This window comes from Neorhizobium sp. PAMB6716 (assembly GCF_058242805.1).
This window is the reverse complement of record NZ_CM177835.1, coordinates 2938549-2965204: the sequence shown is the minus strand read 5'-3', so window position 1 is coordinate 2965204 and position 26656 is coordinate 2938549. Positions and strand designations below refer to the sequence as shown.

The following is a 26656-nucleotide window of genomic DNA, read 5'->3' as shown; positions in this document are numbered from 1 at the left end:
GATGGAATCCGAGCGCCGTTCGCCAGCCACCGAGGCCTTTTTCGGGCGGCGCAAGGGAAAGCCATTGCGGGAACGCCAGGCCGACATGATGGCCTCGTTCCTGCCCGAATTGAAAGTGGATCTGGCGCAACCCGCGCCAGATCTCATCTCCGCGCTGTTTCCCCTGCCGGTCAAATCCATCCGTCTTGAAATCGGTTTTGGCGGCGGCGAGCATCTCGTCCATCGCGCCGTGGAAAACCCCGATGTCGGGTTTATCGGCGTCGAGCCCTTCGTCAATTCTATGGCAAAGCTTCTGGCGCGCGTCGAAGAACTGGGCCTGAAAAATATCCGGGTCTATGAGGATGATGCAACGGCGCTGCTGGACTGGCTGCCGGAAGCCTCGATCGATCATATCGACCTGCTTTATCCCGATCCATGGCCGAAGAAAAAACACTGGAAGCGGCGCTTCGTATCCGCCGTCAATCTCGCCCGCTTCCACCGCGTGCTGAAGCCCGGCGGCGTGTTCTGCTTTGCCTCCGACATCGACACCTATGTCAACTGGACGCTTGGCCATTGTGCCGCCCATGGCGGCTTTGAATGGACAGCCGAGGAACCTGCGGACTGGCTGACGCCTTATGCCAACTGGCCGAGCACGCGTTATGAGGCAAAGGCCCGCCGCGAAGGCCGGTCATCCGCCTATCTGACATTCCACCGTATCTGATCGTTTTTTTGTCTTTTCGCGCGCTGGTCGCCCTTTGTCAGGGCGCCGCCTGCGTTTGCGCCCGCAATCGGCGCAAAAGAACCGTCAGTGCAGACTGACGGTCTTCAAATCGTCTTCGGCAGCCTTGAAGAAGGTGCTGGAGCGGTTGTCGGTGAGCAGGATCGGCGTGCCATCGGCACCAAACAGGGCCCAGAGATCCAATGTCGGATCGATCTGTGGCGCCTCGGGAAAACAACGGGAAACGTCTTCGGAGCGGATCTTGCGGATATAGCCGACTTCACCGGAGCCAAGATGGGCAAGCTCGGATTCCGTCAGGCGGGCGGTTGCGTGTTTGAGGAGCATTTGAGCCTCCGTCTCGAAATGTCTGGCATTTCTGCCACGACGCTACTTTGAGACGGAAATGTTAATTTTTCGCACCATGCGTTCCGGCTCGGGACGAATGAGATCGACACTGAGCAGACCGTTGGTGAGGCGTGCGCCCGACACCTGCATGCCATCGGCGAGCACGAACATGCGCTGGAACTGGCGCGCCGCAATACCGCGATAAAGATAGTCGCGCTCGCCCGTTTCGCTTTGACGCCCGCGAATCAGCAACTGGTTTTCCTCGACGCTGACATCCAGATCGTCCTGCGAAAAGCCTGCGACGGCCAGCGTGATGCGCAGCCGCTCCGGTTCTCCGGCCCCGTCGGGCGCCATGCGCTCGATGTTATAGGGAGGATAACCGTCATTCGCCTTGGCAAGGCGCTCCAGGGTCTTTTCCATGGTATCGAAGCCCAGCAGAAGCGGGCTGGTGAACGGCGTCATTCGGCTCATTGTCCAGTCCTTGAGATCAAGCGACTTTTTCGCACCCGCAAAGGCATGCGTTTTTCAGAGCCCAATATGGGAAGTGCCGAGGGCAAGCGCAAGCCGCGCCGGCCCTTGTGGGCGGCGCGGCGATGTCTTCTTCAGACCTTGGCATCCACCTCGCCGAAAAGGGGAATAGCCGGCTGCGCGCCGGGTTTCAGGCAGGCGAGCGAACCGGCAACGGCGGCACGGCGCAGCGCCACCTCGAAACCAAGTCCCTGGTCGAGGCTGGCGGCTAGATAACCGCAGAATGTATCACCGGCGCCCACCGTATCGACCGGCTCGATGACGAGGCCCTTGGCCCGCAAGACCGCGCCCTCATGCAGGGCTACCACGCCATCGCCGCCCAGTGTCACCACCAGCGTCTGCGCCGTTTCGGCGTGCAGCGACCGCATTTCGGCAAGCCGGCTTTCGTCATCGAGATAGTTTTTCCCGATCAGCAGTTCGAACTCGGTTTCGTTGGCAACGACGATGGTGGCAAGGCGCGCCAGCCGGATGGCGTCAGGCGTCAGTGGCGCGGTGTTGAAGAGGGTGCGGATGGCGCGCTCTTTTGCGTCCATCATGGCTTTTTCCACCGCGTCGGCCGGAATTTCCATCTGCAGCATCAGGATGTCATTTTCGCCCATGCCGGCAACGGCGGCCGTGCCATCCTCAGCTTGGAGCGTGCCATTGGCGCCGGGCACAACGGCAATCATGTTTTCCCCATCGCCGCCGACGAGAATGAGCGCCGTGCCGGTTGGGCCTGCCACGTGTTGCACGGTGGAGAGGTCGGTGCCGGCCTCCTTCAGGAGGGCAAGAGCGGGGGTTGCAAACTCGTCCTGACCCACAGCTGCCACCATCCGCACGGCACTTCCGGCGCGCGCGGCGGCCAGTGCCTGATTGGCGCCCTTGCCGCCGGCGGCCGTTGCAAAGCTGGTGCCGGCAACCGTTTCCCCCGGCGCGGGAAGACGCGCCGTGGTGGCGATGAGGTCCATGTTGACGGAGCCGAAGACGGTGATCATGAAAGGCGGCCTGCTGTTTGATGTTGCGCAAAAGATGTGCGCCGGACACTGCCCGACGAGATCAATCCTCGTCAACCACCCTCAGCTTCAACAGACCGGTGCGGCTTTCGACGCCGCGCTCTTTTGCCGGTATTTCTGATGTCGGGGTAGTGGCACCGGGCGGCGGTTCCAGATCGAGCGAACTGATCCGCACTCCGCGCCGCGTCAACTTTTCGGAAGAGGTGAGGATCTGCTCGACATCCTTCTGGGCGGCGAAAAAATGTCCCTGCAGCTTTCGCGTTCGCTCATCCAGCCGCAAAAGGTCTTCCATCAGAAGCGCCACTTCGCCCTGGATGAGATGCGCCTGTTCGCGCATGCGCTGATCTTTCAGCACCGCCTGGATGACCTGGATGGACAACATCAGCAGCGATGGGGAAACAATGACGAGGCGGGCACGCTGCGCCTTCTGCACCACCGCTTCGAAATGCTCGTGGATTTCGGCAAAGATCGATTCGGAGGGTACGAAGAGGAAGGCTGTATCCTGCGTTTCACCCGCAATCAGGTATTTTTCCGAGATATCCCGGATATGGGTTTCGAGATCGCGGCGAAACTGCGCGCCGGCCTGCTTGCGTGCCTCCGGCTGGGTGGCATCGCGAAAGGCGTGCCAGGCTTCCAGCGGAAATTTTGCGTCAATGACGAGCGGCGCTGCGCCGTTCGGCATGGCAATGGTGCAATCCGGGCGCATGCCGTTGGAAAGCGTCGGCTGGAAGGTGAAGGCGCCGGGCGGCAGGGCATCGGCAACGATCGCCTCCATGCGACCCTGCCCGAAGGCACCGCGCGTCTGCTTGTTGGACAAGATTGCCTGAAGCCCGACGACGTCCTTGGCCAGCGTCTGGATATTGTTCTGCGCCGCATCGATTACCGCCAGCCGTTCCTGCAGCTTGCGCAGATTGTCATGGGTGGATTTCGTCTGTTCGGCAATCGTCGAGCCCAGCCGGTGCGTCATGCCGTCCAGCCGCTGGTTGATGCCGCGGTTCAACTCCGCCTGCCGGCTCGCCAGCGCCTCGGCCATCGCCGAAACGCGCCCCTGCATTTCCATCTGCGCCCGCATCAGATCGGCAAACCGCTCCTCGGCCTGTTCTTCGCCGCGCCGGGATGTGCGGCGCAAAACGAGCACCAGCAGGAGCGAAAGGACAAGACCTGCGACAACGACAAGGCCGCCCGTTCCCTGAGCTAAGAGGAGGATCTGATCAAAAAGCGCGAAATTCTGGTTCTGCATGGCGCGAGACTAGCGGACAACCACGCTTTCCGGAAGATCAAAACATGAACATCCTGCATTTCCCTGCGGATTCCGGTGGTTTGGCCTGTTTCATCGTTCCAAAAGATGGGTTATGGGGATTTCATGACGATCAAGCCCCTCATCATCCTTCCCGACCCTCTCCTGCGTCAGGTTTCGCAGCCGATCGAGCGTGTGGACGCCGCCGTGCTGAAGCTTGCCGACGACATGCTGGAGACCATGTACGAAGCGCCCGGCATCGGTCTTGCCGGCATCCAGATCGGCGTGGCCCGCCGCATTCTGGTGATCGATCTTTCGCGCGAGGGCGAAGAGAAGACCCCGCTCGTCATCATCAACCCGGAGATCGTCAAATCCTCGGATGATGTGTCGGTTTATGAGGAAGGCTGCCTGTCGATTCCGGATTATTATGCGGAAGTGGAGCGCCCGGCCGCGGTTACCGTCAACCATGTCGGACGTGACGGCAAGGAACATCTGCTTGAAGCCGACGGTCTGCTCGCCACCTGCCTGCAGCACGAGATCGACCACCTGAACGGCGTGCTGTTCATCGACCATATTTCCCGGCTGAAGCGCGAGATGGTGATCAAGAAATTCACCAAGGCCGCCAAGGGCAAGGCTGTTTGACGGGCGCTTGAAGCAGGACCTTTCGGAGCCTATGATATCATCGATATCAAGGAGGATGGCCGATGGGTGACCTGCTGATCCGAAATATCCCTGATGCCATCCGGCAAAGTCTTGCCGAGCGAGCCGAGCGCTCGGGGCGCAGTGTGTCGGAAGAAGTAACCGCAATTCTCAGTGAAGAACTGGGCAGTTTCCCGCCACAGCTGGACGCAGCGGAGCGTTCGCGCCTGTCATCTCTTCGTGAAATCCTGAAGGCCGATAGCCAGACCGAAGCGGATCTCTACGGCGAGATCATGGATGGCGTCGAGGCCAGGCGAAAATCCGATTTCGGCCGACCATTCGATGACGCGGAATGATCGTTCTCGACACGAACATCCTGTCTGAACTGAGCAAGATCCAGATCGACCCCCATGTTCATGCGTGGATGGAGGCTGTTGAACCGGCAGACCTTTTTTTGTGCGACATCGTGGTGATGGAGCAGGCTTATGGTGCCGAGAGTTTCTTTCGCAGAACCGGCTCGCGGCGGTATCATGATCGCCTTGTCGAGAGCCTGAAGCTCTTTGAGGGCAAGATCCTCACGCTGACGATCGACGCCTGTCTGCGTGTGGGCGAGGTGCGCGCAAGACGCGACGCCATGGGCCGCCCCATCAGCGTGCAGGACGCCATGATCGCCGCCATCTGCCTCATGCATGGGGCAACGCTTGCCACGCGCAACACAAAAGACTTCGAAGGGCTTGATCTTCGCCTCGTGAACCCGTTTGAAGACGCCTGACGAACAGGACCGGTGACATGGCACTCCGCATCATCTTCATGGGTACGCCCGAATTTTCCGTGGCAACGCTGCAGGCGCTGGCAAAGGCCGGGCACGAGATCGTCGCTGTCTATACGCAGCCGCCGCGGCCGGGCGGCCGGCGCGGGCTCGATCTGCAGAAATCGCCGGTGCATCAGGCGGCCGAAGGGCTGGACATTCCGGTGCTGACACCGCTCAATTTCAAGAATGAGGAGGAGCGCGCTCGCTTTGCCGGTTTTGGCGCGGATGTGGCCGTGGTCGTTGCTTATGGGTTGCTGTTGCCGGTGGCGGTGCTTCAGGGCACGCGGCTCGGCTGCTACAATGGCCATGCCTCGCTTCTGCCGCGCTGGCGCGGTGCTGCCCCCATCCAGCGGGCGATCATGGCCGGCGACGAAAAAACCGGCATGATGGTGATGCAGATGGAAAAGGGGCTGGATACCGGCCCCGTCGCCCTGACGCGCGAGGTGGAGATTGGCGAAAACACCACGGCAGGCGAATTGCACGACGCGTTGATGCAGGTCGGCGCCGAGGCGATGGTGGAGGCCATGGCGCGCCTTGAGGCCGGTGACCTGCCGCTGGTGCCGCAGCCGGAGGACGGCGTGCTCTACGCCGCAAAGATCGACAAGGGCGAGACGCGGATCGATTTTTCGAAGAGCGCCCGCGAGGTCCATAACCATATCCGCGGCCTGTCGCCCTTTCCCGGCGCCTGGTTCGAGGTGGACATTCATGGCCGGATGGAGCGGGTGAAGGTGCTGGGAAGCGAGATGGCAGAAGGGGACGGTATTGCCGGCACGCTGCTGGATGACGCGCTGACGGTCGCCTGCGGGGAGGGTGCCGTGAGCCTGACACGGCTGCAGAAGGCGGGCGGCAAGCCGCTTGCGGCTGTTGATTTCCTGCGCGGCATGCCCTTGGCCGCCGGTTCAAGGATCGGCTGATGCCCCGATTCAAGATGACCGTGGAATATGACGGCACGCCCTATGTCGGCTGGCAGCGGCAGGAAAACGGCCATTCGGTGCAGGCGGCGCTGGAAAAAGCCGTGTTATCGTTGACGCGGGAGACGGTCGTCGTGCGTGGCGCTGGCCGCACCGATTCCGGCGTGCATGCGCTGGGGCAGGTGGTCCACACGGATCTTACGCGCGACTGGGAGCCCCACAAGCTGCGCAATGCGCTGAACGCCCATCTGATGACGGCAGGCGAAAAGGTGGCGGTGATCGACGCCGAGCGCGTGGAAGATGGCTTTGATGCGCGTTTTTCGGCGTCGCGCCGGCATTATCTCTACCGCATCATCTGTCGCCCTGCGCCGCTGGCCGTCGAGGCGAAACGGGCCTGGTGGGTGTCGAAGGATCTCGATCACGAGGTGATGCATGAGGCTGCGCAGATGCTGGTCGGCCGTCATGACTTTACCACCTTCCGCTCGGTCCATTGCCAGGCGTTTAGCCCGGTGCGCACGCTCGACCGGCTGGACGTGACACGATCCGGCGATCTCATCGAAATCCGCGCGTCTGCGCAGAGTTTCCTGCACAACCAGATCCGCTCCTTTGCCGGCACGCTGAAGATGGCGGGCCAGGGCAAGATGACGCCAGCCGATGTGCGCGCCGCCCTTGAAGCCCGCAGCCGCTCCGCCTGCGGGCCGGTTGCGCCGCCCGACGGGCTTTATTTCATGCAGGTGGATTATCCTGACGGTGCCAGTTCAGCCCGGATAGACGTCGAGAAACCGCTCGAGAACATCGGAGATTAGGAGTGACGGCACGATCAGCACCATGGTCAGTGTCGCAATCATCAGCCGCTGTTCGCCCAGCAGCATGCGAAAGATGCGGCTCAGGGAAATAATGAGCGCCATGATGGCCCCGAGCCAAACCAGTGCGATCAGGCCGGTGAGGCCAGGAACGGCGATCAGCAGCAGGCTGAGCAGCCCGTAAAGATAGGAAAACGGCACCGACAACCAGTTGGTGACGAAAACGATCGCCGGAAAATACCTGCCGATACCGAGCAGAAGCGCCAGCACGCCGGCGAGAACCAGCGGCACCAGCCAGTTGGCCATCTCCAGCATGGCCATGCGCACGAAAAAGATGCCGCCGATGGACTGGCTGGGCGGCAGGCCCTGCTGATAGGCGAGCCGCCACCAGAACCAGGAGAGGCCGATGGCCGGCAGGCACCAGACGATGGCCCAGAACGAGCGCATCATGCCCCGGTCCGTCAGGTCGAGATACTGAAAACCTGCGCGGTTGCCTTTGACCAGAAGCCAGAGACCGAGAAGGTAAAGCTTGATTTCGGAAAAGGGAGGCAAGGGGATCTCGTATCGGTTGAGACGGGGAGGCGAGGGTGTCAGGATGACAGATGGGTGCGAAGCGGCAGCATGGCCAGAGGTGACAGCAAAAGGATCAGCAGGATCAGCAACCGGATCTGGCTATTGCCGCCAACCACGATTGCCAGGATGCGCCATTGCAGCGCAAACAGAGCAACACCGGCGCCGATCAGGGCAAAGGTGACGAAGGTCAGGCCGCCGAGGCTCCAGCTTTGCAGGTTCAGGAGAAAGAAGGGTGCGGCGACAAGGTGGACGAGCGGCAGATAAACGAGCGCCGACCAGTTCCACGTAACGATCAGCGTGCGCAGCAGAACCCGGTAGCCGAGAAGCGGTGAAGCGAGCGCCAGAGCCAAGATCGGCAACACAATGCCGGCTGCTTCGTTGAGCGCAAATTTGAAGAAAAAGGACAAGGTGCCGCTGATTTCTGGCGCCATCCCCAGTTCCACCAGCCGGCGGGCAAGGCCATAAAGTGCGATCGCCGGAAGCGTAAAGAGATAGGCGCTGAAGGAGCGCGCGAGCCCGTCATCGGAGATATCGAACAGCGACAGGCCACGCGCATCGCCCCGCACCAGCAGGAGAAGGCCCGCGAGATGGCGTTGTGGCTGGTCAAGCAGCAGCATGCGCGAACCAGCGCTCGATGAAGACGCCGTAGATCTCCGTCAGCGTTTCGAGATCCGCCACCGCCACGCGCTCATCCACCATATGCATGGTCTGGCCGACGAGGCCGAACTCCACCACCGGGCAATAATCCTTGATGAAACGCGCATCCGAGGTGCCGCCTGTCGTCGACAGTTTTGGCGTGCTGCCGGTGACGCTTTCGACGGCGCCTGAGAGCGAGGAGACGAGTGCATCATTGCGCGTCAGGAAGACGTGGCTCGGGCGCTCGGACCACGTGATGTCGTAGCGCATCGGTGCCCGGCCGGGCCGAAGGTTTTCGTCTGCGGCGGCCGCATCCAGCCGGCGGATCAGCTCCGCCTGCAGACTTTCGGCGCTCCAGAGATCGTTGAAACGTACGTTGAAGGCAAATTTTGCTTTTGCCGGAATGACGTTGGTGGCCGTATTGCCGGTATCGATGCCGGTGACCTCGAGGTTCGACGGCGGGAAGTTTTCGGTGCCGTCGTCCAGGCGCGGGCTCATCAGCGCCTGCATCATGGCCGTTGCGGTGCGCAGCGGATTGTCGGCGAGATGCGGATAGGCGACATGACCCTGCACGCCATGCACGGTGACAAAGCCGGAGACAGAGCCGCGACGGCCGATCTTGATCATGTCGCCGAGCTTGTCGGGATTGGTCGGTTCGCCCACCAGGCAGGCATCCCAGCGCTCGCCCTTTTCGGCGGCCCATTCCAGAAGTTTCACCGTGCCATTGATGGCCGGGCCTTCCTCGTCGCCGGTGATGAGGAAGGAGATCGAGCCTTTTGGGGCTCCATGCTTTTCCACATGGCGGGCAACGGCTGCAATGAAGCAGGCAATGCCGCCCTTCATGTCCACCGCACCGCGGCCGAACAGTTCGCCGCCCTCGATCTCGGCAGCAAAGGGCGGATGGCTCCAGGCGGCCGCGTCGCCAACAGGCACCACGTCGGTATGGCCGGCAAACATCAGGTGCGGGCCCGATGTTCCAAGGCGCGCGTAAAGGTTCTCGATGTCGGGCGTGCCCGCCTCCGTTGCCGTCACCCGCTCGACGGCAAAGCCGAGCGGTGCCAGCATCGCGTCCAGTGCGGACAGCGCGCCGCCTTCCGCAGGTGTCACGGAAGGGCAGCGGATGAGGGTGCCAAGATTTTCGACGGGATCGGTCGCAGACATCGATTAAAGCCTTCCGGTCAGTCGCGCAGCAGTTCGTTGATGCCGGTCTTGGAGCGGGTCTTTTCATCGACGCGCTTGACGATGACGGCGCAATAGAGATGCGGCGCGGGAAGGCCGTTGCCCATGGTGGCATTGGCAGACGGCATGGAGCCGGCAACGACGACCGAATAGGGCGGCACTTCGCCATACATGACTTCGCCGGTGGCGCGGTCGACGATCTTGGTGGACTTGCCGATATAGACGCCCATGCCGAGCACGGAGCCCTCGCGGATGATGCAGCCTTCAACGACTTCGGAACGGGCGCCGATGAAGCAATTGTCTTCAATGATGGTCGGGCCGGCCTGCAGCGGTTCCAGCACGCCGCCGATGCCGACGCCGCCGGACAGGTGAACGTTCGAACCGATCTGGGCGCAGGAGCCGACGGTCGCCCAAGTGTCGACCATGGTGTTTTCACCGACATAGGCGCCGAGATTGACGAAGGACGGCATCAGCACGACGCCCTTGGAGACGTAAGCCGAGCGGCGCACGACGGCATTCGGCACAGCGCGAAAACCGGCGGCGCGGAACTGGTTCTCGCCCCAGCCTTCGAACTTTGAGGGCACCTTGTCCCACCAGGTGGAGGTGCCGGGACCGCCCTTCACCACTTCCATGTCGTTGAGGCGGAAGGAGAGGAGAACCGCCTTCTTCAGCCACTGGTGAACGGTCCACTGGCCGTCTTCACCGCGCGCGGCAACCCGCAAGGTTCCGGCGTCGAGCAGGTTCAGCGCCTCCTCGACAGCATCGCGGATCTCGCCTTTGGTGCCAAGGTTGACGCTGTCGCGGTTGTCGAAGGCCTGTTCGATGGTCGCTGCGAGGGCGGAGAAGTCCTTGGGCTCGGGGCTGGTCATAGAGGGGGTCCTTGGATGTCACACGGATCGTGATGAGGGCAGGCGTGCTGCCGGCTGGCAAATTCCTGCCTTTTGCTCTAAGCGACCGCCTCCCGAGCGTCAATGTGGTTTGGTGTGCCGGTGGGTAGGCCCGCACAGCGATGCGAGGCAATGCGCCGCATGTGAATGGGGAACCGCACACTTCCTCAATCCATTGCGTATTACAAAAGAGCAGAGACACGACAATTGCGAAGGACACGACAGATGGCCGCAGGAAAGAATGACACGACGAGACGCAAGGGCGGTGTCTTTGATCCGCTGAAGGACAGTTCCGTCGACAAGCTGCGTGCCCGCGCCATCCCAAAAACCCCCCAGTCGGTATCGCCTTCCTACAGGCTGGCCTATGTAGACGAGGATTTTCTCTGCCGCGACGAATTGCGTCCGGTGCGCCTGCAACTGGAACTGCTGAAGCCGGAAATGGCGCTGACCGAAATGGGCATCAAGTCCACCGTCGTGCTGTTTGGCGGCGCACGCATTCCCGCCCCCGGCACGGAGCCCTGGGCGGCCCGCAACGAGGTGCAGCGCAAGAACCTCACGGAGGCTTCCGTCTATTACGAGGAGGCGCGCAAGTTTGCCGGCCTCTGTGCCGCAGAATCGGCACGCCATGACCACCAGGAATATGTCGTTGTGACCGGCGGCGGGCCGGGTGTGATGGAGGCGGGCAATCGCGGTGCTGCGGAAGCCGGCGCACCCACCATCGGCCTCAACATCCTTCTGCCGCACGAGCAGGCGCCGAACCCCTATGTGACGCCGGCGCTCAGCTTCAACTTCCACTATTTCGCCATCCGCAAGATGCACTTTCTCATGCGGGCGCGGGCAATCGCGGTGTTTCCGGGTGGTTTCGGCACGCTGGACGAGCTGTTTGAGGCGGTCACGCTGATCCAGACGCGGCGCATGGCGCGCATTCCGCTCATCCTGTTCGGGGAAAAGTTCTGGCACAAGATCATCGATTTCCAGGCGCTTGCCGATTTTGGCACCATTGCGCCTGAAGACATGGAGCTTCTGAACTTCGTGGAAACCGCCGACGAAGCGTTTCAGGTGATGGCCGATTTCTACGACATGGAAAAGCCCGCCCCTCAGGCGTGAGGAGCGGGCTTGCCATTTCATTTAGAGCGTATGCGCGGTGATCAGAACGGGCGATCCGGCAGGTCGTCGATGGTGATCACGCCATCCTTGTTGCGGTCCATGCGGGTAAACATCTTGTCCATGGCAGCTGTGGCTTCCGCCTTGCTGATCTGGCCGTTTTCGTCGGTGTCGGCCATGCGGATCAGAGCCATGCCCGGCATCATGCCGCGCGGGCCCATGCCTTCACGCATGCCGTGATGTTTTCCGTGCGGGCCACGGGGACCTTCGCCACGAGGGCCTTCGCCACGGGGGCCGTCATCATTGGCGGCCATATCCCCGTGATGTTTCATGGCATCCGGACCGCGGGGGCCACCGGCTTCCGGCGGCGGCGGCGGGCCACCTTCGTCATCGGCCATTTCGTCAGGCTCGGCGCCGGGGCCCTTGGGATTGGCGGCACGCTCGGCGCGGCGCTTTTCACGCCACTCTTCCATGCGCGCCTCGTGGAACTTGCGCATTTCGCCCGGCGTCAGCACGCCATCCTTGTTGGCGTCGGCTGCCGTAAACAGGCCATCACCCCAGGCGGTGACTTCTTCCTTGGTGATCTTGCCGTCCTTGTTGGTGTCGGCATCCTTCAGCAGGCGGATGAACATCATGTCCTGCATCATGGCGCGCTGCGGGCCGGGGCGGCCGGGGCCATGCTCGGGGCGACCGCCGGGAGCAGCAAAGCTTGCCGGCGCCAGCGCCCCGACGATGAATGTCGCGCCGAGGGCTGCGAGGGCGAATTTCTTGACCGTCATGGATGTGCTTCCTTTTCCCTGTTGTCGTGACACCAAGGTAGGGACGCGCGGTGGCCTTCACCACTTAAACATCGGTAATCTCTATGAAGCTTTGGTAATGTTACCGCATCAGCGGTTGAGGATCGCGCCCAGGAAAGAGACCAGATCGTCGGTCATGTAATCGACATTCGGGTCCTCGTCGGAGGCCTGTTCCCAGCGCTCGATGATGAAATCGCCGACATTGCGCGGCACCATCAGCACGGTCTTCATGCCAAGCGCACGGGGCGCTTCCAGATTGCGCGGCAGGTCCTCGAACATTGCCGCATGGCGTGTATCGACCCGGTTGAGGCTGGCGAACTTGTCATAGGTGGCGCCGGCGGGCTTTGGCACATATTCGGCCGCCACGATGTCGAATATGTCGTCGAAATGGTCAAGGATGCCAAGCGCGCGGGCGGCCGCTTCCGCATGCGAAACGGTGCCATTGGTGAAGATGAACTTGCGCCCCGGCAGCGCCTTGATCGCTTCGCCCAGTTCCGGATGCGGCAGCAGCGCCGAATAATCGATGGCGTGCGCCCGTTCCAGAAACGCATTCGGGTCGATGCCGTGGTGGGTCATCAGGCCCTTCAGCGTCGTTCCATGCTCGTGATAATACTGCTTCTGGAGCCGCCGCGCCTCCTCCGGCTCCATCTGCAGCAGTTCAGCCACGAAGGCCGTCATGTTGCGGTCGATCTGCGCAAACAGATTGACGTGGTGCGGATAAAGCGTGTTGTCGAGATCAAAGACCCAGTCACGGACATGGGCGAAATCGGCGGGATCGGGCGTGGCGTTGAGCTGTGGCATGGCGGCTTTATGCACCTGTCAGCGGCGAAAGGAAAGCCGGCAATGCACGGCGTACCGCCGCAGCCTTTGCCGGCCTTGGCGACGGTGAAGCTGCGTGCTAGCGCCGTTATCATGGAACTCTGGATCCCCATCACCATTGCCGCCGCCTTCCTGCAGAACCTGCGCTCGGCCTTGCAGAAACACCTGCAGGGCTCGCTCGGCACGCGGGGCGCAAGTTTCGTGCGCTTCGGCTACGGCTTTCCGGTGGCGGTGCTCTATGTCGTCGGGCTGCATTTCATCGGCGGCTTTCGCCTGCCGCAGCCAACGCTTGGTTTTGCCGTCTGGGCGATCATCGGCGGACTTGCGCAGATCTATGCGACGATCATGCTGGTCTACCTGTTTTCGCTGCGCAATTTCACCGTCGGCACGGCCTATTCGAAAACCGAACCGATGCAGGCGGCCCTTTTCGGCCTCGTTATTCTCGGCGAACGCTTGAGCCTTGGCACGGTTGTTGCGATCTTCATCGGCATTGTCGGCGTCATGACGATTTCGGTGGCGCGCTCGCCGCTCACCTTTTCAGGACTGTTCCGCTCGCTTGCCACCCGCACGGCGCTGATCGGCATTGCCTCCGGCGGCGTGTTCGGGATTTCAGCGGTTGCCTATCGCTCGGCGTCGCTGTCGCTCGATGGCCCGAACGCGGTGATGCAGGCGGGCTTCACACTGGCCTTCGTCACGGGGTTCCAGACGCTGTTCATGCTCATCTGGATGCTGGCGACCGACCGAAGCGAAATCGGCAAGGTCATCCGCTCGTGGAGAACGTCGGCGCTGGTGGGGCTTGCGGGTGTGGTGGGCTCTGCCGGCTGGTTCACGGCCATGACCCTGCAGCAGGTGGCCTATGTGCGCGCCCTTGGCCAGATCGAGCTGGTCTTTACCTTCATGGCCTCGGTGTTTCTCTTCCACGAGAAGATCAACCGCCTGGAGGTTCTCGGATGCCTGCTCATCGTTGCAGGCATCCTGGGTCTTCTGTTTTTCTGACGTCTGAGGTCAGGGAACGATCAGCGTTCCGGCACCACCTTCGGTGAAGATTTCGAGCAGCACCGAATGGGAGGTCTTGCCGTTCAAGATAACGACGCCCTGCACGCCGGCGCGGATCGCGTCGATGCAGGTCTCGACCTTGGGGATCATGCCGCCGGAAATCGTGCCGTCCTTGATCAGCGCATGCGCCTGTGCAACCGACAGTTCCTTGATCAGGTTCTTGTCCTTGTCGAGCACGCCTGGAACGTCCGTCAGGAACAGCAGGCGGTCGGCGCGCAGCGCACCGGCGATCGCGCCGGCAAAGGTATCGGCATTGATGTTATAGGTCGCGCCGTCGCGGCCGGGGGCAACGGGCGCGATGACCGGGATCATTTCCGATTTCGCCAGGAGGTCGAGCAGCGTGCGATCGACTTCCACCACTTCGCCGACGAAGCCGAGATCCAGCACGCGCTCGATGTTGGAATCCGGATCGATGACGGTCTTACGGGCCTTTTCGGCAAACACCATGTTGCCGTCCTTGCCGCAAAGGCCGATTGCCCATTCGCCGGTCTGGTTGATGAGGGCAACGATTTCCTTGTTGATGGAACCGGCCAGCACCATTTCGACGATCTCGACCGTCTTGGCGTCGGTGACGCGCAGGCCCCCTTCGAATTTCGATTCGATGCCCATCTTCGACAGCATCGCGCCGATCTGCGGGCCGCCGCCATGGACCACGATCGGGTTGACGCCTGACTGCTTCAGGAGTGCGATATCCTCGGCAAAGGCCTTGCCAAGCGCCGCGTCGCCCATGGCGTGGCCGCCATATTTCACGACGATGGTCTTGTTCTCGTAACGCTGCATGAAGGGCAGTGCCTGCGCGAGCAGCTGCGCCTGCATTTCACTTTCGGAAGGGGACATCGAATTACCTCTGGGAAACTCAGTGCGGCCTTGTAACGCATGTTTTTGACAGAGGAAATAATCCGGCGCCAACAAATCCGCGTACTTGTCACGATGAACTCAAAAAAGACAGGCTTCGGCACGGGGAGACCGACCACGTGAAGAGCAAGGACGAAGAGCTTTCTCACCTGGTGGCGCGTATTGCGCTGCAGGATAGAGCCGCTTTCCGGGCGGTTTATCATCAGACCTCGCCAAAACTTTTTGGCGTCTGCCTTCGTATCCTTAGAGATCGCGAAGATGCGCAGGATGCGCTGCAGGAGGTTTATGTGAAAATCTGGCGCAATGCCCCACGATTTGCCGGCTCCAATGTCGGACCGATGCCCTGGTTGTGTGCCATCGCGCGCAATCACGCCATCGATGTGCTGCGCGCCCGCCGCCCGCCCTCAGACAGCCTTGATGACGAGGAGCGGCAGTTTCCCGATGGGGCCCCGGACCCGGAAACCTCCGCGGTGCTGAAAGGTGAAGGAAGGCGCATTGACAGGTGCATGCAAGAGTTGGATCCTCATCGCGCCGAGGCCGTGAAAAGTGCCTATGTCGAGGGCCTGAGTTACCAGGAATTGGCCAAGCGCCATGAGGTTCCGCTGAACACCATGCGCACCTGGCTCAGGCGAAGCCTATTGTCGTTGAGAGAGTGCATGGAGCGATGAACAATCCCGACCAGAGCGAAGGCGACCGCGCCCGCGATGAGGTTCTTGCCGGAGAATACGTGCTGGGCGTGCTGTCTGCGGAAAACCGCGCACGCGTTGAGGCACGCATTCGCCGCGACCGTGCCTTTGCGGCCATCGTTGCCCGCTGGGAGGAGAACCTGTCGCCGCTCAACGAGGAATACGAGGCGATTGCGCCGCCCGATTTCATCCTGCCGATGGTGGAGCGCCGGGTTCTTTCGGCCCGCCGCAGGCAGGAGCAGGGTGGCATGCTTGCCGCACTCTGGGGATCGCTGGCGCTCTGGCGGTTTGTGGCGCTTGCCTCGCTTTTCCTGTTTGCCGGCACGATGTTCTTTAACGCACGCCAGCCGGTGGCGGTGACGCCACAGCCGCTTCGTCCGCTTGCCGAGCTTTCCGGTGAGAACAATGCGGTCAGCCTTGCGGCCCGTTATGATGCCGCAAACGGGCGCCTGCGGCTGACGCCGGTCGCCACTGCCGCCGAAGATCAGCATTCACTGGAGCTTTGGGTGATCGATGGTGCTGATCCGGCCGTGTCTCTCGGCATTCTGCCGCAATCGGGAGAGGGTGAACTGTCCGTCCCGGAAACGCTTCGGCCGAAGCTGAAGGACGGCGTCACACTTGCCGTCAGCCTTGAGCCTTATGGCGGTTCGCCAAGCGGCGCGCCGACCGGCCCGGTGCTGGCGAAGGGCAGGGCACAAATGCACTGATGGCCTTGCCCGCCTGGCCGGACGGAAGTCTTGCCGGGCGGTTGCGAAATCCGAACGCATGGTCCGCCGCGCAGGTCATCTTTTTCCGTCGCGCCTGAAACTCTTTCGTCTTGCCTCTCGTCCTTGGCTTTGTTCCCGATGACTGGGAGCGGCGGCCAAGGGTGAACACCCTGCCGTCTCAAGGTACAGGAAGAGGATCACCCCATGTTGAAGACCGCAATGCGCAGCGTCGCAATCCTAGCCCTTCTGTCCGCAAGTGCCGTCGCCACCCAGGCCGCCAATCCCAAGGTTGGTGGTGCCGCGATGTATGAAAACAAGAATATCGTTGAAAATGCCGTCAATTCGAAGGACCACACGACGCTTGTGGCGGCCGTGAAGGCAGCAGGCCTTGTCGAGACGCTGGAAGGCAAGGGGCCGTTCACGGTGTTTGCGCCCACCAACGAAGCCTTTGCAAAGCTGCCGAAGGGCACGGTCGATACGCTGCTGAAGCCGGAAAACAAGGCGCAGCTCACCAAGATCCTCACCTGCCACGTGGTGGCCGCCGATGCCATGTCGAAGACCATCGAGAAGATGATCAAGGACGATGGCGGCGAACATGACGTGAAGACGGTCGGTGGCTGCGTGCTGAAGGCCAAGGAATCGAAGGGCAAGATCACGCTCACCGACGAGGCCGGCGGTGTCGCCCATGTGACGATTGCCGACGTCAAGCAGTCGAACGGCGTGATCCATGTGGTCGATCACGTGCTTCTGCCGAAGATGTAATGAAAAGATTGGCCTTCACCACAGGGTGAGGGCCCTGGCAAACGGCGCCCGAAGTCCCCGTCATCACTGACGGTCGCGGCGCCGCTGCCGGTCTGGCGGTGTTCCTTGTCGTCCCCTGAAACCCGTCAGACCGGTTTTCCAACCGTCAGCCCGATGGCCTGGCGCAGTTCATCCAGACCCTCGAATTTTTCAGACGACGTGGACAGCACTTCCGGAAAGGCTGCCGGGTGCTTGCGGATCTTTTCGCGTGTTTCGGAAAGCAGCTTAATGACACCTGGCGGCTTGATCTTGTCGGTCTTGGTCAGCACGATCTGGTAGGAAACGGCGGCCTTGTCGAGAAGGTCGAGCACTTCATCGTCATTCTTCTTGATGCCATGGCGGCTGTCGATCAGCACATAAACGCGCTTCAGCGTCGCGCGACCGCGCAGGTAATCGAAGACCAGCTTTGTCCAGGCATCGACGTTTTCCTTCGGCGCCTTGGCATAACCGTAGCCGGGCATGTCGACCAGCGCCATCGGCGGCAGGTCATTGCCGGCGCCGGAATAACCGTCGGGCACGAAATAATTGAGCTCCTGCGTGCGCCCTGGCGTGTTGGACGTGCGCGCCAGACCCTTCTGGCCGACGAGCGCATTGATCAGCGAGGATTTGCCGACATTGGAGCGGCCGGCAAAGGCCACTTCCAGCGGACCTTCCGGCGGCAGGAATTTCATCGCCGGAACGCCCCGGATGAAAACCCACGGGTGGCCGAAAAGCGGCCTTTCCTCGAATTTCTGATCTGTCGCCATGTCGTTTATCGCCATTTGTCTGTTTTGAGGGTCCGGCTTCGTGCTTTTGGCCGGTAATGTCAAGCATTGGCCCTGTTGTCAGGGCGTCTGCCCCGAAACGACAAGACCCCGGGAATGCCGGGGTCTTGAAAGGTTTCGGCTATTTTGTTTCGGCCGGTTTTCGCTTGAACAGGTCCCTGATGTTGTCGACAAGTTCGACCTTGGCGCCGTGACGCTTCATGATCAGCGCCTGCTGGGTGATCGAGAGCGTGTTGTTCCAGGCCCAGTAGATGACAAGGCCGGCCGGGAAGGACGACAGCATGAAGGTGAACACCAGCGGCATCCAGGTGAAGATCATCGCCTGGGTCGGGTCCGGCGGCGTCGGGTTCATGCGCATCTGCAGGAACATGGTGATGCCCATGATAATCGGCCAGACGCCAATCATCAGCGCGTGCGGCACGGCATAAGGCAACAGGCCGAAGAGGTTGAACAGCGACGTCGGGTCCGGAGCCGAAAGGTCCTGGATCCAGCCGAAGAACGGCGCGTGGCGCATTTCGATGGTGACGTAAATGACCTTGTAGAGCGAGAAGAAGATCGGGATCTGCAGAACCACCGGCCAGCAGCCGGCAATCGGGTTGATCTTTTCTTCCTTGTAGAGCTGCATCATCGACTGCTGCAGCGCCATGCGGTCGTCGCCGTGCTTTTCCTTCAGCTCGGCCATCTTCGGCTGGACACGCTTCATGGCGGCCATCGAGGCATATTGCTTGCTGGCGAGCGGGAAGAACAGTGCCTTCACGACGATCGTGGTGCAGAGAATTGCCACGCCGAAATTGCCAAAATAGCGGAAGAAGAAGTCCATCAGTTTGAACATCGGCTTGGTGATGAAGTAGAACCATCCCCAGTCGATCAGCAGGTCGAAGCGCGGGATCGAATAGCTCTGCTCGTACCCATCGACCAGCGGCACTTCCTTGGCGCCGGCAAATATCAGGTTCTTCAGTTCCGTCGACTGGCCGGGCTGGATGGTGACCGCATCGGTCTTGTAGTCGGCCTGGTAACGTGGCTGGCCATCGGTAAAGTGCGTGAAGCGCGCTTCATACGGCACTTGCTGGGGCGGTACGATGGTCGAAGCCCAGTATTTGTCGGTAATGCCAAGCCAGCCGCCGGCTGCCTTCGGATTGACCGAGGCTTCCTTTTCGATGCTGCTGTAGCTGTGTTCGGACACGCCATTGCCGGCACCGAGAACGCCGATGAAGCCTTCGTGAATGACGTAGACGGAGGGTGTTGCCGGCTTGTTGTAGCGCGTCACGCGGCCATAGCTTGCAAGGCTGACGGCAGCCTCGGTCTTGTTTTCGATTCTGTCGGTGATCGTCAGCATGTAATGGTCGTCAACGGAAATGGTGCGGTTGAACACCACGCCCTTGTCGTTGGTGAAGGAAAGCGTCACCGGGGTCGCAACCGTCAGCTTGTCGCCGGAGGTCAGCGTCCAGACCGTGTTGGGGCCGGGCACCGTGCCGGAGGCGTCGCCTGCGATATAGCCGATTTCGTTGAAGTAGCCGTCCTTGGTATCGGCCGGCGAGAGCAGCGTGATGGTCGGGCTCTCCGGATCAACCGTCTCGGTGTATTCGCGCAGCTTCAGGTCATCGAAGCGGGCGCCGGTAAGGTTGATCGAGCCTGCAAGAGCGGGCGTATCGATGGCCACGCGCGGCGAACGGGCAAGCGCCTGTTCGCGCGTCGCGCCGACGGGCGCCTGGGTGGAGCCGGGAAGCGTGCCGGTGGCCGTGCCGCCAACGGTGGGATTTGCCTGCGGATTGGCAGCCTGCTGCTGTTCAACCTGCGCGCGTCGCGCCTCTTCGGCGCGCTGCTGCGCTTGCATCCTCGGGTTCATATAGAGGAACTGCCAGGCAAGAACGATCAGCACCGAGAGCGCGATCGCGATGAAGTAATTGCGGTTCTTTTCCATCATGCTTTCCTGGAACGGGTCTCCTCGGACCGCTTGTGTTTCGGTCTGCTTCCCAGGCGTTCGGAAAGCGCCGCCGTGATATCGGCGAAGGATGCATTCAACATCTCGCGTCGGGCGACAATGACATAGTCATGACCGTCTTTCATTGCAAAGCCGCCGGACAACCGGACCGCTTCGCGCAGCCGGCGTCGCATGCGATTGCGTTCGACGGCATTGCCCTGTTTCTTGGTCACCGTGAAACCGACACGGGCCTCGGCGTCCGGTTCCTTGCGGTCGAGCACTTCCATGAGGAAGAGACGCCCGCGGCGTTTTTCGCCATCCCGGACAGCAAGAAACTGCGGCCGGCTTTTCAGCCGCCCGACAGTTTTCGTCTTCTGGTCTTCAATCGTCATTTCCGGCACAGTCGCCGGGCATGCCGGCCTTAAGCCGACAGGCTCTGACGGCCGCGTGCGCGACGGGCGGACAGAACCTTGCGGCCGCCCTTGGTTGCCATGCGGGCGCGAAAGCCGTGACGACGCTTGCGAACAAGCTTGGACGGTTGGTAGGTACGCTTCATTTTTTAATACCGCGGTGTGCGGCCCTTCTTGGGTTTGTCCCTTGGGGGACAAGAGCGTTGATGGATAACGTATCGGCACAGGAACACGCTCACGCGCGCCTGCGAAAGCCGGACGTGGGCGGCTTATAAGAGCAAGCCATCGCAAAAGTCAATTGGCGCCGGGCTTTTCCCGCGCATTGCCTGCGCGCCGGGCCTGTCATTTCACGGTCTCGAATTCAAGCATTCATTAATTCGCCTGTGCGAATGTTGGAATACCAGAAGGGCGGGGAGCCTTGCAGATCTGGTGTTGGTACACGAGGGTTTGACATGAAAATCAAAGGCAAGATTAACCTGCTCGTCGGGTTGATGGCGCTGGTCTCCTTGGTCGTCGGCGGCATTTCGCTGTTTGCGATCTCGGAATATGGTCGGCGCATCGATGCCTTCCATTCCGCCGCCGACCGCGCCTATCAGGGCGAGAACCTCAACCGGCTGGTGACGGCCGTGGTGATGGAGGCGCGCGGGATCTATGCCGCCAAGACGGCGGAAGACACGGTCAAATTCGGCGAAGGCCTGACGAAGAGCCTGACCCAGATGGACGCATTGCTCGAAAAATGGCGCCCGATGGTATCGGCCGAGCAGCGGCCAGCCTTTGAAGCGATGGCAAAGAAAGCCGAAGAGTTCAAGGCATTCCGCTCCGAGACGGTGCGGCTTGGCAAGACGGAAGGGCCGGAGGTTGCCAACAAGCAAGGCAATAACGAAGCCAACCGCAACAACCGCAAGGCCTTTCAGCAGGAAATCGACGCCATCGTCGGCCAGGATCGCGCGGAACTGGACAAGGTGAGCGCCGGCATCAACCAGTTTGGCGATACCCTGTTCCTGCTCATCAGCATCGTGACGCTGACGGGCGTGGCACTCGGCACCGGGCTTGCCGCTTTCATCAGCCGCCGCGCGCTGATCACGCCCATCCTTGCGTTGACGGATGCGATGAAGCGTATTGCCTCAGGCGATTATGCCACCGCCGTTCCGGGTGTCGGGCAGAAGGACGAGATCGGCGAAATGGCCTCGACCGTCGAAGTGTTCAAGCAGAACGGCGTCGAGGTGCAGCGCATGAACGCCGAGGATGGCGTGTCGCGCGCCCGTTCCGACGATCTGCAGGCGCGCATGGCAGCCGTGGTTGCCGCCGCTGCCGAGGGCGATTTCACGGCCCGCATCAACAAGCAGTTCGGCAATGCCGGACTGGACCGGTTTGCCAACAATGTCGACCAGCTGCTGGCGACCGTCGATGGCGGCCTGACCCAGACTGGCGACATCCTCAAGCGGCTTGCCGCCGGCGATCTCACCGACACCATGCATGGCAGCTTCCACGGCGCATTTGCGGATCTGCAACGCAATGTCAACGAAGCCATCCTCAATCTGCGCAACACGATGGGCGAAATCCGCGGGGCCGCAAGCCTCATCAACGGCAATGCCGGCGAACTACGCACCGCAGCTGACGATCTGTCGAAGCGCACCGAACAGCAGGCCGCAGCGCTCGAGGAAACGTCTGCAGCGCTCGACGAGATCACAGCAGTCGTCAAATCCTCCACGGAACGTGCCCAGGAAGCCAGCAGCATGGTGGGCGAAGCCAAGGAAAGTGCTGCGCAATCTGCCATTGTGGTGCGCGATGCGGTGGCCGCCATGGGCCGTATCGAACAGGCCTCGCGCGAGATTTCGCAGATCATCAACGTCATCGACGAGATCGCCTTCCAGACCAACCTCCTGGCGCTCAACGCCGGTGTGGAAGCGGCCCGCGCCGGTGAGGCCGGCAAGGGTTTTGCCGTCGTTGCCCAGGAAGTGCGCGAGCTTGCCCAGCGCTCGGCCAATGCGGCCAAGGACATCAAGGCGCTGATCACCAAGTCTGGCGAGGAAGTGGCCGGTGGCGTCAAGCTTGTCCAGAAGACGGGCGAATCGCTGCATGAGATCGAAAGCCGGGTTCTCGGCATCAACGATCATATCCATTCGATCGCAACGGCCGCCCGCGAGCAGGCAACCGGCCTGCACGAGGTCAACACCGCCGTCAACCAGATGGACCAGGTGACCCAGAGAAACGCTGCCATGGTGGAGGAAACCTCTGCGGCGACCCACAGGCTGTCTCAGCAAGCCGATGGCCTGTTTTCGCTGCTGTCGCATTTCAACATCGGCGACGGCGGGCAGGCACCGCGCCGCGCCTCCGAGGCGGCTCCCGTGCGCGCGGCGCCAGCCCGTGCAGCGGCCATCCGTGCGGCCGACGAGCGTGCCGCCCCCAAGGCATCGCCTGCGCGCCGGATGATGGGCAATCTTGCCCGCGCCATCGGTGCGGCACCGGCAGCGGCGGCAGCTGCGCCACGCGGGGAAAACTGGGAGGAGTTCTGATGCGACACCGGTTTTCGACACCCGGTGCAACGGCCTGAACCGCCCCCAATGCCCGAGGGCTGGAAAAAACCCTCGGGCATCTTTATGATAAGGCACATGACGAGCGGCGCGGGAGCGCGTCGCAAAGCCGCTTGAACGAACGGAGATCCGCATGACGAATGAGGCGGAGGGCTCCGCCCCACTGGGATCGCCCCCGGCAGAGGGTGCGGACATACCCCTTCAGCGGATGCCCCGGCGCTTTCGCGGCCTGTCGGGACGTCTTCTCTGGCTGACCGTCATTTTCGTCATGTTTGCCGAAGTGCTGATTTTTGTCCCCTCGATTTCCGTGATGCGCACCACCTGGCTGCGCGACCGGCTGGATACGGCCGCTGCCGCCGGCATTGTCATCGACGGGTTGCAGCCGGCCGAGCTGCCGCGCGAAGTGCAGGACGATACGCTGCTGGCGACCGGCACGAAAGTTCTGGCGCTGCGCAAGGACGGCACTTCGCGCCTGCTCGCGGCCATCGATGTTCCCCCGCAGGTGGATGTGCAGGTGGATCTGGCCCATGAGACGCCATTCCATGCCATGGCCAACGCGCTCGACACGCTGATCTTCGGTGGCGGGCGCGCCATGCGCGTCTACGGTCCGATCAACGATACCGATATGATCATCGAACTTGTCATGAACGACGACACGTTGCGCAAGGCGATGATCGGCTTCTCGCGGCTGATGTTCGTCATCTCGCTGCTGATTTCGCTGGTGACGGCGTTTCTGATCTATCTCGCGATCAACCGCATGATGATCGGCCCGATACGGCGCCTCACGCATGGCATGCAGGTGTTTTCCGAGCATCCGGAAGATCCCGAGCGGGTGTTCGTGCCCGGGCGCGCCAAGGGAGAGCTGCAGGTGGCCGGCCACCATCTGGCGGCCATGCAGCGCCAGTTGCAGCGCACGCTGAAGCAGCAGAAGAACCTCGCAGACCTTGGCCTTGCCGTCTCCAAGATCAACCACGACATGCGCAACATCCTGGCCTCGGCACAGCTGATGTCGGACCGGCTGGTGGATGTCGAGGATCCGATGGTGCGCAGCTTTGCGCCAAAGCTGCTGCGCACCATCGACCGGGCGGTGGGCTATACCAATGAAGTGCTGGCCTATGGGCAGGCTTCGGAAGCCGCCCCACGGCGTCGGCTGCTGCGCTTGGCAGGGCTCTGCCAGGACGTGCGCGAGATCCTGGCGCTTGATCCGGAAGCCGGCATCGAGTTCATCGACCAGATCGATGAGATGCTGGAAGTGGACGCCGACAGCGAGCAGCTGTTTCGCGTCATCCACAATCTCTGCCGCAATGCCGTACAGGCGCTGATGCATGCACCACCCCCCGAGGACGGCCAGCCGCACCGGGTGTCGCTGACCGCCCAGCGCGTCGGCAGCGTCGTCAGCATCACCGTGGATGACAACGGCCCCGGCATGCCGCGCAAGGCGCGCGAAAACCTCTTTGCGGCCTTCCGCGGCTCCGCCCGTTCCGGCGGCACCGGCCTTGGCCTTGCCATTGCCCGCGAACTGGTGCTCGCCCATGGCGGCACGATTGCACTCGTGGAAAAGCCCGGCCCCGGCACGCTTTTCCGCATCGAAATTCCCGACCGCCCAGTGGCTCTTGACGCCTACCGCGTTCGTGCATGAAATTTATCCATGTTTTTCAAAGACTTGAAAAGTTGTTTCAACAAAATGACAGCAGCCTCGGCAAAATCGCTTGCAATCCCCCCAAGGACGCTTTAGAGGATCGCCAACGCCGACGGACAGTCGGTGAGGCAAGCACCCGTAGCTCAGCTGGATAGAGCACCAGACTACGAATCTGGGGGTCAGGAGTTCGAATCTCTTCGGGTGCGCCATTCCTTCTTAATAATCCCAAATTTATCAACGGCCTCAAGGCTTTGGCTATCATTCCGGTCCACAACGGGGTCCACACGGGGTCCACGGAAGGTCAGTTATGGGGTTAACCTTGAAGTACGTTAAGGTCACCAAGGCGGGTACGTTTCACTATCGAAGGCGCGTTCCCAAGGACATGGCGTCTTCAACGGGACAGATTGAGTTCAAGAGGTTCTTGGGCAAGAGCGAACGTGAAGCTCTGCGAACTTACCCCAAGACCCATGCCTTTCATGAACGACTTATCGAGGAGTTCAGGAACCTCGCCCGCGACAGGGCCAATCTTACCGCTCTTGAGGCTCATGAACTGGCCGAGCGGAAAGCCGCCGATCTTACCAATGAGTGGGTCGCTTCCATCGGAGGACGGAGACTAACGGGGGCTGACGAAGAGGCCGTTGATCTGCTGTTGGACGGTTTTGAGGCGTCTGGATCGACTGACGTTGTGGAGCGCCAGGCTCTGAGTATCCTCGCTTCTGGCGGCAAGCTCTCCCGACCTACTCCGACCGTTGAGGACGCGAAGCGGCTCTACTTCAAGGAAAAGATCAAAGGCACTACAAACGAAGGGCGGCGAACTCTCCGCCTTGATCGGGCTATGGAGCTTCTCAGCCATTCGGTTGATGCCGGAAGGCCGCTAGATCGCCTTACTCGCAAGGAAGCCAGAGAAGTCCGGGACTACATGCATCGGGATCTTCGCATGGCCCCGAATACCGTCAAGCGATACATCGCGGACATCAGATCGATGATAAACCTCGGCCTCCGCGAGAATGATATGCGCGCGGCGGTCAATCCCTTCAATGGGCTCGCGATCAAGATCGAGGAGGCGGCTCAAGATGAGCGAATGCCGTTCCCAGAGGACATGGTCAACGCCTTGAATGACCGCATTGCCGGTCACGCTGGGGCCGATCTGTCGCGCATTTGGTCCATCATAGAGGGGACCGGATGCCGATTGTCGGAAGTTACTGGGCTGATGGTCGACGACGTGAAGCTAGGGGGGCCTATTCCCTATCTCAACCTGATCTTCCATCCCCATAGGAGGCTCAAGAATAGAGGGTCCATCCGCCGGGTGCCTCTGATCGGGAAGGCTCTGAGTGCCGCCCGAGAAGCCGTGAAAGCCGCCGGGGGTAATCCTTATTTATTCGTCCAGTACGCCGGGGTCATCACAACGAAGGGCGGTAAGGGCAAGGGCAAGCAGGACGCCACTTTCGCGTCAAACGCGCTGATGAAGCATGTGCGTGAGGTAACTAAGGAGCCGAAACTCGTTGTCCACTCGCTTAGGCATACGATGGAAGACCGAATGCTTCGGGCTAGGGTGGACGAGTTCGTCCGCAATCTGGTGTTAGGCCATTCCGATGGCGCAATGAACGAGCGGTATGGTGGCCCAGACGCGAGACTTGAGGTGGCGGAACAGGCAGTGAAGGCGGCGCTGAAAGCGTAGCGCGATTTGAAGGCGGGTAGGGCATTGGCGAGCTTGCTGATGACGCTAAGCGCAACGGCTTGCCAGCCCCTCACGTTAACACCGAAAACTCATTCAATGTGGTGACCGGCAACACCTCCACTTTCGTCGCATGACGGTGGTCGAAATATGCGCGAACATCCGACACCTTAACCCGATCCGCAGGGGCCTCATATGCGACGAGCAAGCCCCCCGCCTTGTCTATGGCTTGGCATCCTGCGGTAGACGGGAACCAACGGCGTAGCGTTTGCAGGTCAGTGCAGCCGAACCTGTCATGCTCCGCAACGTGGTCGCTCAAACCGTCCGCCCCGGCGACATGGCTGACATGCGGGGTTCCCGGTCGCGGTTCCGGCTCATCAAACTTCTGAATAGCCCGAACATGTGCGAGGAAGTGGAGCTTGGCAAAGCCAGTCACACCCGCCCCCCTGCCGTGCTTGTCCTCGATACGCCAAACTCGGACGTAAGGCGCGTTGTCTCTTGCTTCTTTCAACTCGGTTCACTCCCTTCTCAAGGAACAGTCTGCCCTGCTTTGGTCGCGGGCGGTTTCAGGTGTTTGTTGGAACTTGGGCACTCAATGATCGTGGACACCGGCCATTCTTCGACTTCTCCCGATTTGCGGCGCGCTTTCC

General features: G+C 61.4%; 30 protein-coding genes and 1 tRNA gene. 15 read left to right on the top strand and 16 right to left on the bottom strand.

Translation table 11 applies throughout. The annotated features are described in order from the left end of the window. Window position 1 precedes the first annotated feature (1 nt). Window positions 2–700 (top strand): tRNA (guanosine(46)-N7)-methyltransferase TrmB, encoded by a 699-nt coding sequence (gene trmB, locus AC4CWH_RS14455; RefSeq protein ID WP_491319273.1) that lies wholly within the window; start codon window positions 2–4, stop codon window positions 698–700. Between the two features lie 84 nt (window positions 701–784). Here the strand turns inward: trmB and AC4CWH_RS14450 are convergent, their stop codons facing one another. From AC4CWH_RS14450 to AC4CWH_RS14435, 4 genes are all read right to left on the bottom strand, one after another. Next, window positions 785–1042 (bottom strand): BQ00720 family protein, encoded by a 258-nt coding sequence (locus AC4CWH_RS14450; RefSeq protein ID WP_491282737.1) that lies wholly within the window; start codon window positions 1040–1042, stop codon window positions 785–787. Window positions 1043–1084: 42 nt separating this feature from the next. After that, window positions 1085–1513 (bottom strand): Hsp20 family protein, encoded by a 429-nt coding sequence (locus tag AC4CWH_RS14445; RefSeq protein WP_491319272.1) that lies wholly within the window; start codon window positions 1511–1513, stop codon window positions 1085–1087. Between the two features lie 131 nt (window positions 1514–1644). Beyond that, a complete protein-coding gene (locus tag AC4CWH_RS14440) occupies window positions 1645–2544 on the bottom strand; it encodes a ribokinase (protein WP_491319271.1) in 900 nt (299 codons plus the stop codon). A gap of 61 nt (window positions 2545–2605) precedes the next feature. Further along, entirely contained in the window at window positions 2606–3802 is a 1197-nt protein-coding gene (locus AC4CWH_RS14435) for a DNA recombination protein RmuC (RefSeq protein WP_491319270.1), read from the bottom strand. Between the two features lie 123 nt (window positions 3803–3925). On the opposite strand from AC4CWH_RS14435, the gene def reads away from it, so the two are divergent. The 5 genes from def to truA all read left to right on the top strand — a co-directional run bounded on the left by def (window position 3926) and on the right by truA (window position 6966). Beyond that, the gene (def, locus tag AC4CWH_RS14430; protein ID WP_491319269.1) at window positions 3926–4441 is read left to right on the top strand and encodes a peptide deformylase; all 516 of its coding nucleotides are present in this window, start codon (window positions 3926–3928) and stop codon (window positions 4439–4441) included. Window positions 4442–4503: 62 nt separating this feature from the next. Then, window positions 4504–4794, top strand: a complete 291-nt coding sequence (locus AC4CWH_RS14425) for a FitA-like ribbon-helix-helix domain-containing protein (protein WP_491319268.1) — start codon at window positions 4504–4506, stop codon at window positions 4792–4794. Beyond that, window positions 4791–5210, top strand: coding sequence for a type II toxin-antitoxin system VapC family toxin (locus tag AC4CWH_RS14420; RefSeq protein WP_491319267.1), 420 nt, complete (start codon window positions 4791–4793; stop codon window positions 5208–5210). Before AC4CWH_RS14425 ends, AC4CWH_RS14420 begins: the two co-directional genes overlap by 4 nt. Before the next feature lie 17 nt (window positions 5211–5227). After that, the gene (gene fmt, locus AC4CWH_RS14415) at window positions 5228–6163 is read left to right on the top strand and encodes a methionyl-tRNA formyltransferase (protein WP_491319266.1); all 936 of its coding nucleotides are present in this window, start codon (window positions 5228–5230) and stop codon (window positions 6161–6163) included. After that, window positions 6163–6966: a tRNA pseudouridine(38-40) synthase TruA gene (truA, locus tag AC4CWH_RS14410; RefSeq protein ID WP_491319265.1), complete on the top strand. Its 804-nt coding sequence runs from the start codon at window positions 6163–6165 to the stop codon at window positions 6964–6966. The genes fmt and truA overlap by 1 nt, the downstream gene beginning before the upstream one ends. On the opposite strand, the gene AC4CWH_RS14405 is transcribed toward truA, so the two are convergent. The 4 genes from AC4CWH_RS14405 to dapD are packed head-to-tail and all read right to left on the bottom strand — an operon-like array spanning window position 6919 to window position 10220. Then, on the bottom strand, window positions 6919–7515 hold the full coding sequence (locus AC4CWH_RS14405) for a hypothetical protein (RefSeq protein ID WP_491282728.1): 597 nt from the start codon (window positions 7513–7515) through the stop codon (window positions 6919–6921). The two genes, truA and AC4CWH_RS14405, sit on opposite strands and share 48 nt — an antisense overlap. Before the next feature lie 38 nt (window positions 7516–7553). Beyond that, the gene (locus AC4CWH_RS14400; RefSeq protein ID WP_491319264.1) at window positions 7554–8153 is read right to left on the bottom strand and encodes a hypothetical protein; all 600 of its coding nucleotides are present in this window, start codon (window positions 8151–8153) and stop codon (window positions 7554–7556) included. Continuing rightward, a complete protein-coding gene (gene dapE, locus AC4CWH_RS14395) occupies window positions 8140–9333 on the bottom strand; it encodes a succinyl-diaminopimelate desuccinylase (protein WP_491319263.1) in 1194 nt (397 codons plus the stop codon). The genes AC4CWH_RS14400 and dapE overlap by 14 nt, the downstream gene beginning before the upstream one ends. Before the next feature lie 17 nt (window positions 9334–9350). Beyond that, window positions 9351–10220, bottom strand: a complete 870-nt coding sequence (gene dapD, locus AC4CWH_RS14390) for a 2,3,4,5-tetrahydropyridine-2,6-dicarboxylate N-succinyltransferase (protein WP_491319262.1) — start codon at window positions 10218–10220, stop codon at window positions 9351–9353. 243 nt (window positions 10221–10463) lie between these two features. On the opposite strand from dapD, the gene AC4CWH_RS14385 reads away from it, so the two are divergent. Continuing rightward, entirely contained in the window at window positions 10464–11345 is an 882-nt protein-coding gene (locus AC4CWH_RS14385) for an LOG family protein (protein WP_491319261.1), read from the top strand. A gap of 41 nt (window positions 11346–11386) precedes the next feature. Here the strand turns inward: AC4CWH_RS14385 and AC4CWH_RS14380 are convergent, their stop codons facing one another. Then, entirely contained in the window at window positions 11387–12121 is a 735-nt protein-coding gene (locus tag AC4CWH_RS14380) for an EF-hand domain-containing protein (RefSeq protein ID WP_491319260.1), read from the bottom strand. Between the two features lie 108 nt (window positions 12122–12229). Further along, entirely contained in the window at window positions 12230–12940 is a 711-nt protein-coding gene (locus AC4CWH_RS14375) for a pyrimidine 5'-nucleotidase (RefSeq protein WP_491282722.1), read from the bottom strand. A 42-nt stretch (window positions 12941–12982) separates the two neighbouring features. On the opposite strand from AC4CWH_RS14375, the gene AC4CWH_RS14370 reads away from it, so the two are divergent. Then, window positions 12983–13954 (top strand): EamA family transporter, encoded by a 972-nt coding sequence (locus tag AC4CWH_RS14370; protein ID WP_491319259.1) that lies wholly within the window; start codon window positions 12983–12985, stop codon window positions 13952–13954. A 9-nt stretch (window positions 13955–13963) separates the two neighbouring features. Here AC4CWH_RS14370 and argB read toward each other — a convergent pair whose 3' ends face one another. Continuing rightward, window positions 13964–14851 (bottom strand): acetylglutamate kinase, encoded by an 888-nt coding sequence (argB, locus tag AC4CWH_RS14365; protein WP_491282720.1) that lies wholly within the window; start codon window positions 14849–14851, stop codon window positions 13964–13966. Window positions 14852–14988: 137 nt separating this feature from the next. On the opposite strand from argB, the gene AC4CWH_RS14360 reads away from it, so the two are divergent. The 3 genes from AC4CWH_RS14360 to AC4CWH_RS14350 all read left to right on the top strand — a co-directional run bounded on the left by AC4CWH_RS14360 (window position 14989) and on the right by AC4CWH_RS14350 (window position 17024). Then, on the top strand, window positions 14989–15537 hold the full coding sequence (locus AC4CWH_RS14360; RefSeq protein ID WP_491319258.1) for a sigma-70 family RNA polymerase sigma factor: 549 nt from the start codon (window positions 14989–14991) through the stop codon (window positions 15535–15537). Continuing rightward, complete coding sequence (locus AC4CWH_RS14355) at window positions 15534–16262, top strand: anti-sigma factor (RefSeq protein ID WP_491319257.1); 729 nt, start codon at window positions 15534–15536, stop codon at window positions 16260–16262. Before AC4CWH_RS14360 ends, AC4CWH_RS14355 begins: the two co-directional genes overlap by 4 nt. Before the next feature lie 204 nt (window positions 16263–16466). Next, window positions 16467–17024, top strand: a complete 558-nt coding sequence (locus AC4CWH_RS14350; protein ID WP_491282717.1) for a fasciclin domain-containing protein — start codon at window positions 16467–16469, stop codon at window positions 17022–17024. 125 nt (window positions 17025–17149) lie between these two features. Here the strand turns inward: AC4CWH_RS14350 and yihA are convergent, their stop codons facing one another. The 4 genes from yihA to rpmH form a co-directional block, all read right to left on the bottom strand. Beyond that, window positions 17150–17809, bottom strand: a complete 660-nt coding sequence (gene yihA, locus AC4CWH_RS14345; protein ID WP_491319256.1) for a ribosome biogenesis GTP-binding protein YihA/YsxC — start codon at window positions 17807–17809, stop codon at window positions 17150–17152. Between the two features lie 139 nt (window positions 17810–17948). Beyond that, complete coding sequence (gene yidC / locus AC4CWH_RS14340; RefSeq protein WP_491319255.1) at window positions 17949–19748, bottom strand: membrane protein insertase YidC; 1800 nt, start codon at window positions 19746–19748, stop codon at window positions 17949–17951. Further along, the gene (gene rnpA, locus AC4CWH_RS14335) at window positions 19748–20140 is read right to left on the bottom strand and encodes a ribonuclease P protein component (protein WP_491319254.1); all 393 of its coding nucleotides are present in this window, start codon (window positions 20138–20140) and stop codon (window positions 19748–19750) included. Before rnpA ends, yidC begins: the two co-directional genes overlap by 1 nt. A 29-nt stretch (window positions 20141–20169) precedes the next feature. Next, window positions 20170–20304 carry a 50S ribosomal protein L34 gene (gene rpmH / locus AC4CWH_RS14330; RefSeq protein WP_137129837.1) on the bottom strand — a complete coding sequence of 45 codons (135 nt, stop codon included), beginning with the start codon at window positions 20302–20304 and terminating at the stop codon, window positions 20170–20172. 306 nt (window positions 20305–20610) lie between these two features. Between rpmH and AC4CWH_RS14325 the strand changes: the two genes are divergently transcribed. The 4 genes from AC4CWH_RS14325 (at window position 20611) to AC4CWH_RS14310 (ending at window position 26009) form a co-directional block, all read left to right on the top strand. Beyond that, on the top strand, window positions 20611–22674 hold the full coding sequence (locus AC4CWH_RS14325) for a methyl-accepting chemotaxis protein (protein WP_491319253.1): 2064 nt from the start codon (window positions 20611–20613) through the stop codon (window positions 22672–22674). 151 nt (window positions 22675–22825) lie between these two features. Then, entirely contained in the window at window positions 22826–24331 is a 1506-nt protein-coding gene (locus tag AC4CWH_RS14320) for an ATP-binding protein (RefSeq protein WP_491319252.1), read from the top strand. 132 nt (window positions 24332–24463) lie between these two features. After that, a tRNA-Arg gene (locus AC4CWH_RS14315) sits at window positions 24464–24540 on the top strand. A 110-nt stretch (window positions 24541–24650) separates the two neighbouring features. Beyond that, a complete protein-coding gene (locus AC4CWH_RS14310) occupies window positions 24651–26009 on the top strand; it encodes a tyrosine-type recombinase/integrase (protein ID WP_491319251.1) in 1359 nt (452 codons plus the stop codon). A gap of 70 nt (window positions 26010–26079) precedes the next feature. Here AC4CWH_RS14310 and AC4CWH_RS14305 read toward each other — a convergent pair whose 3' ends face one another. Further along, a complete protein-coding gene (locus tag AC4CWH_RS14305) occupies window positions 26080–26517 on the bottom strand; it encodes a hypothetical protein (protein ID WP_491319250.1) in 438 nt (145 codons plus the stop codon). Window positions 26518–26656 lie beyond the last annotated feature (139 nt).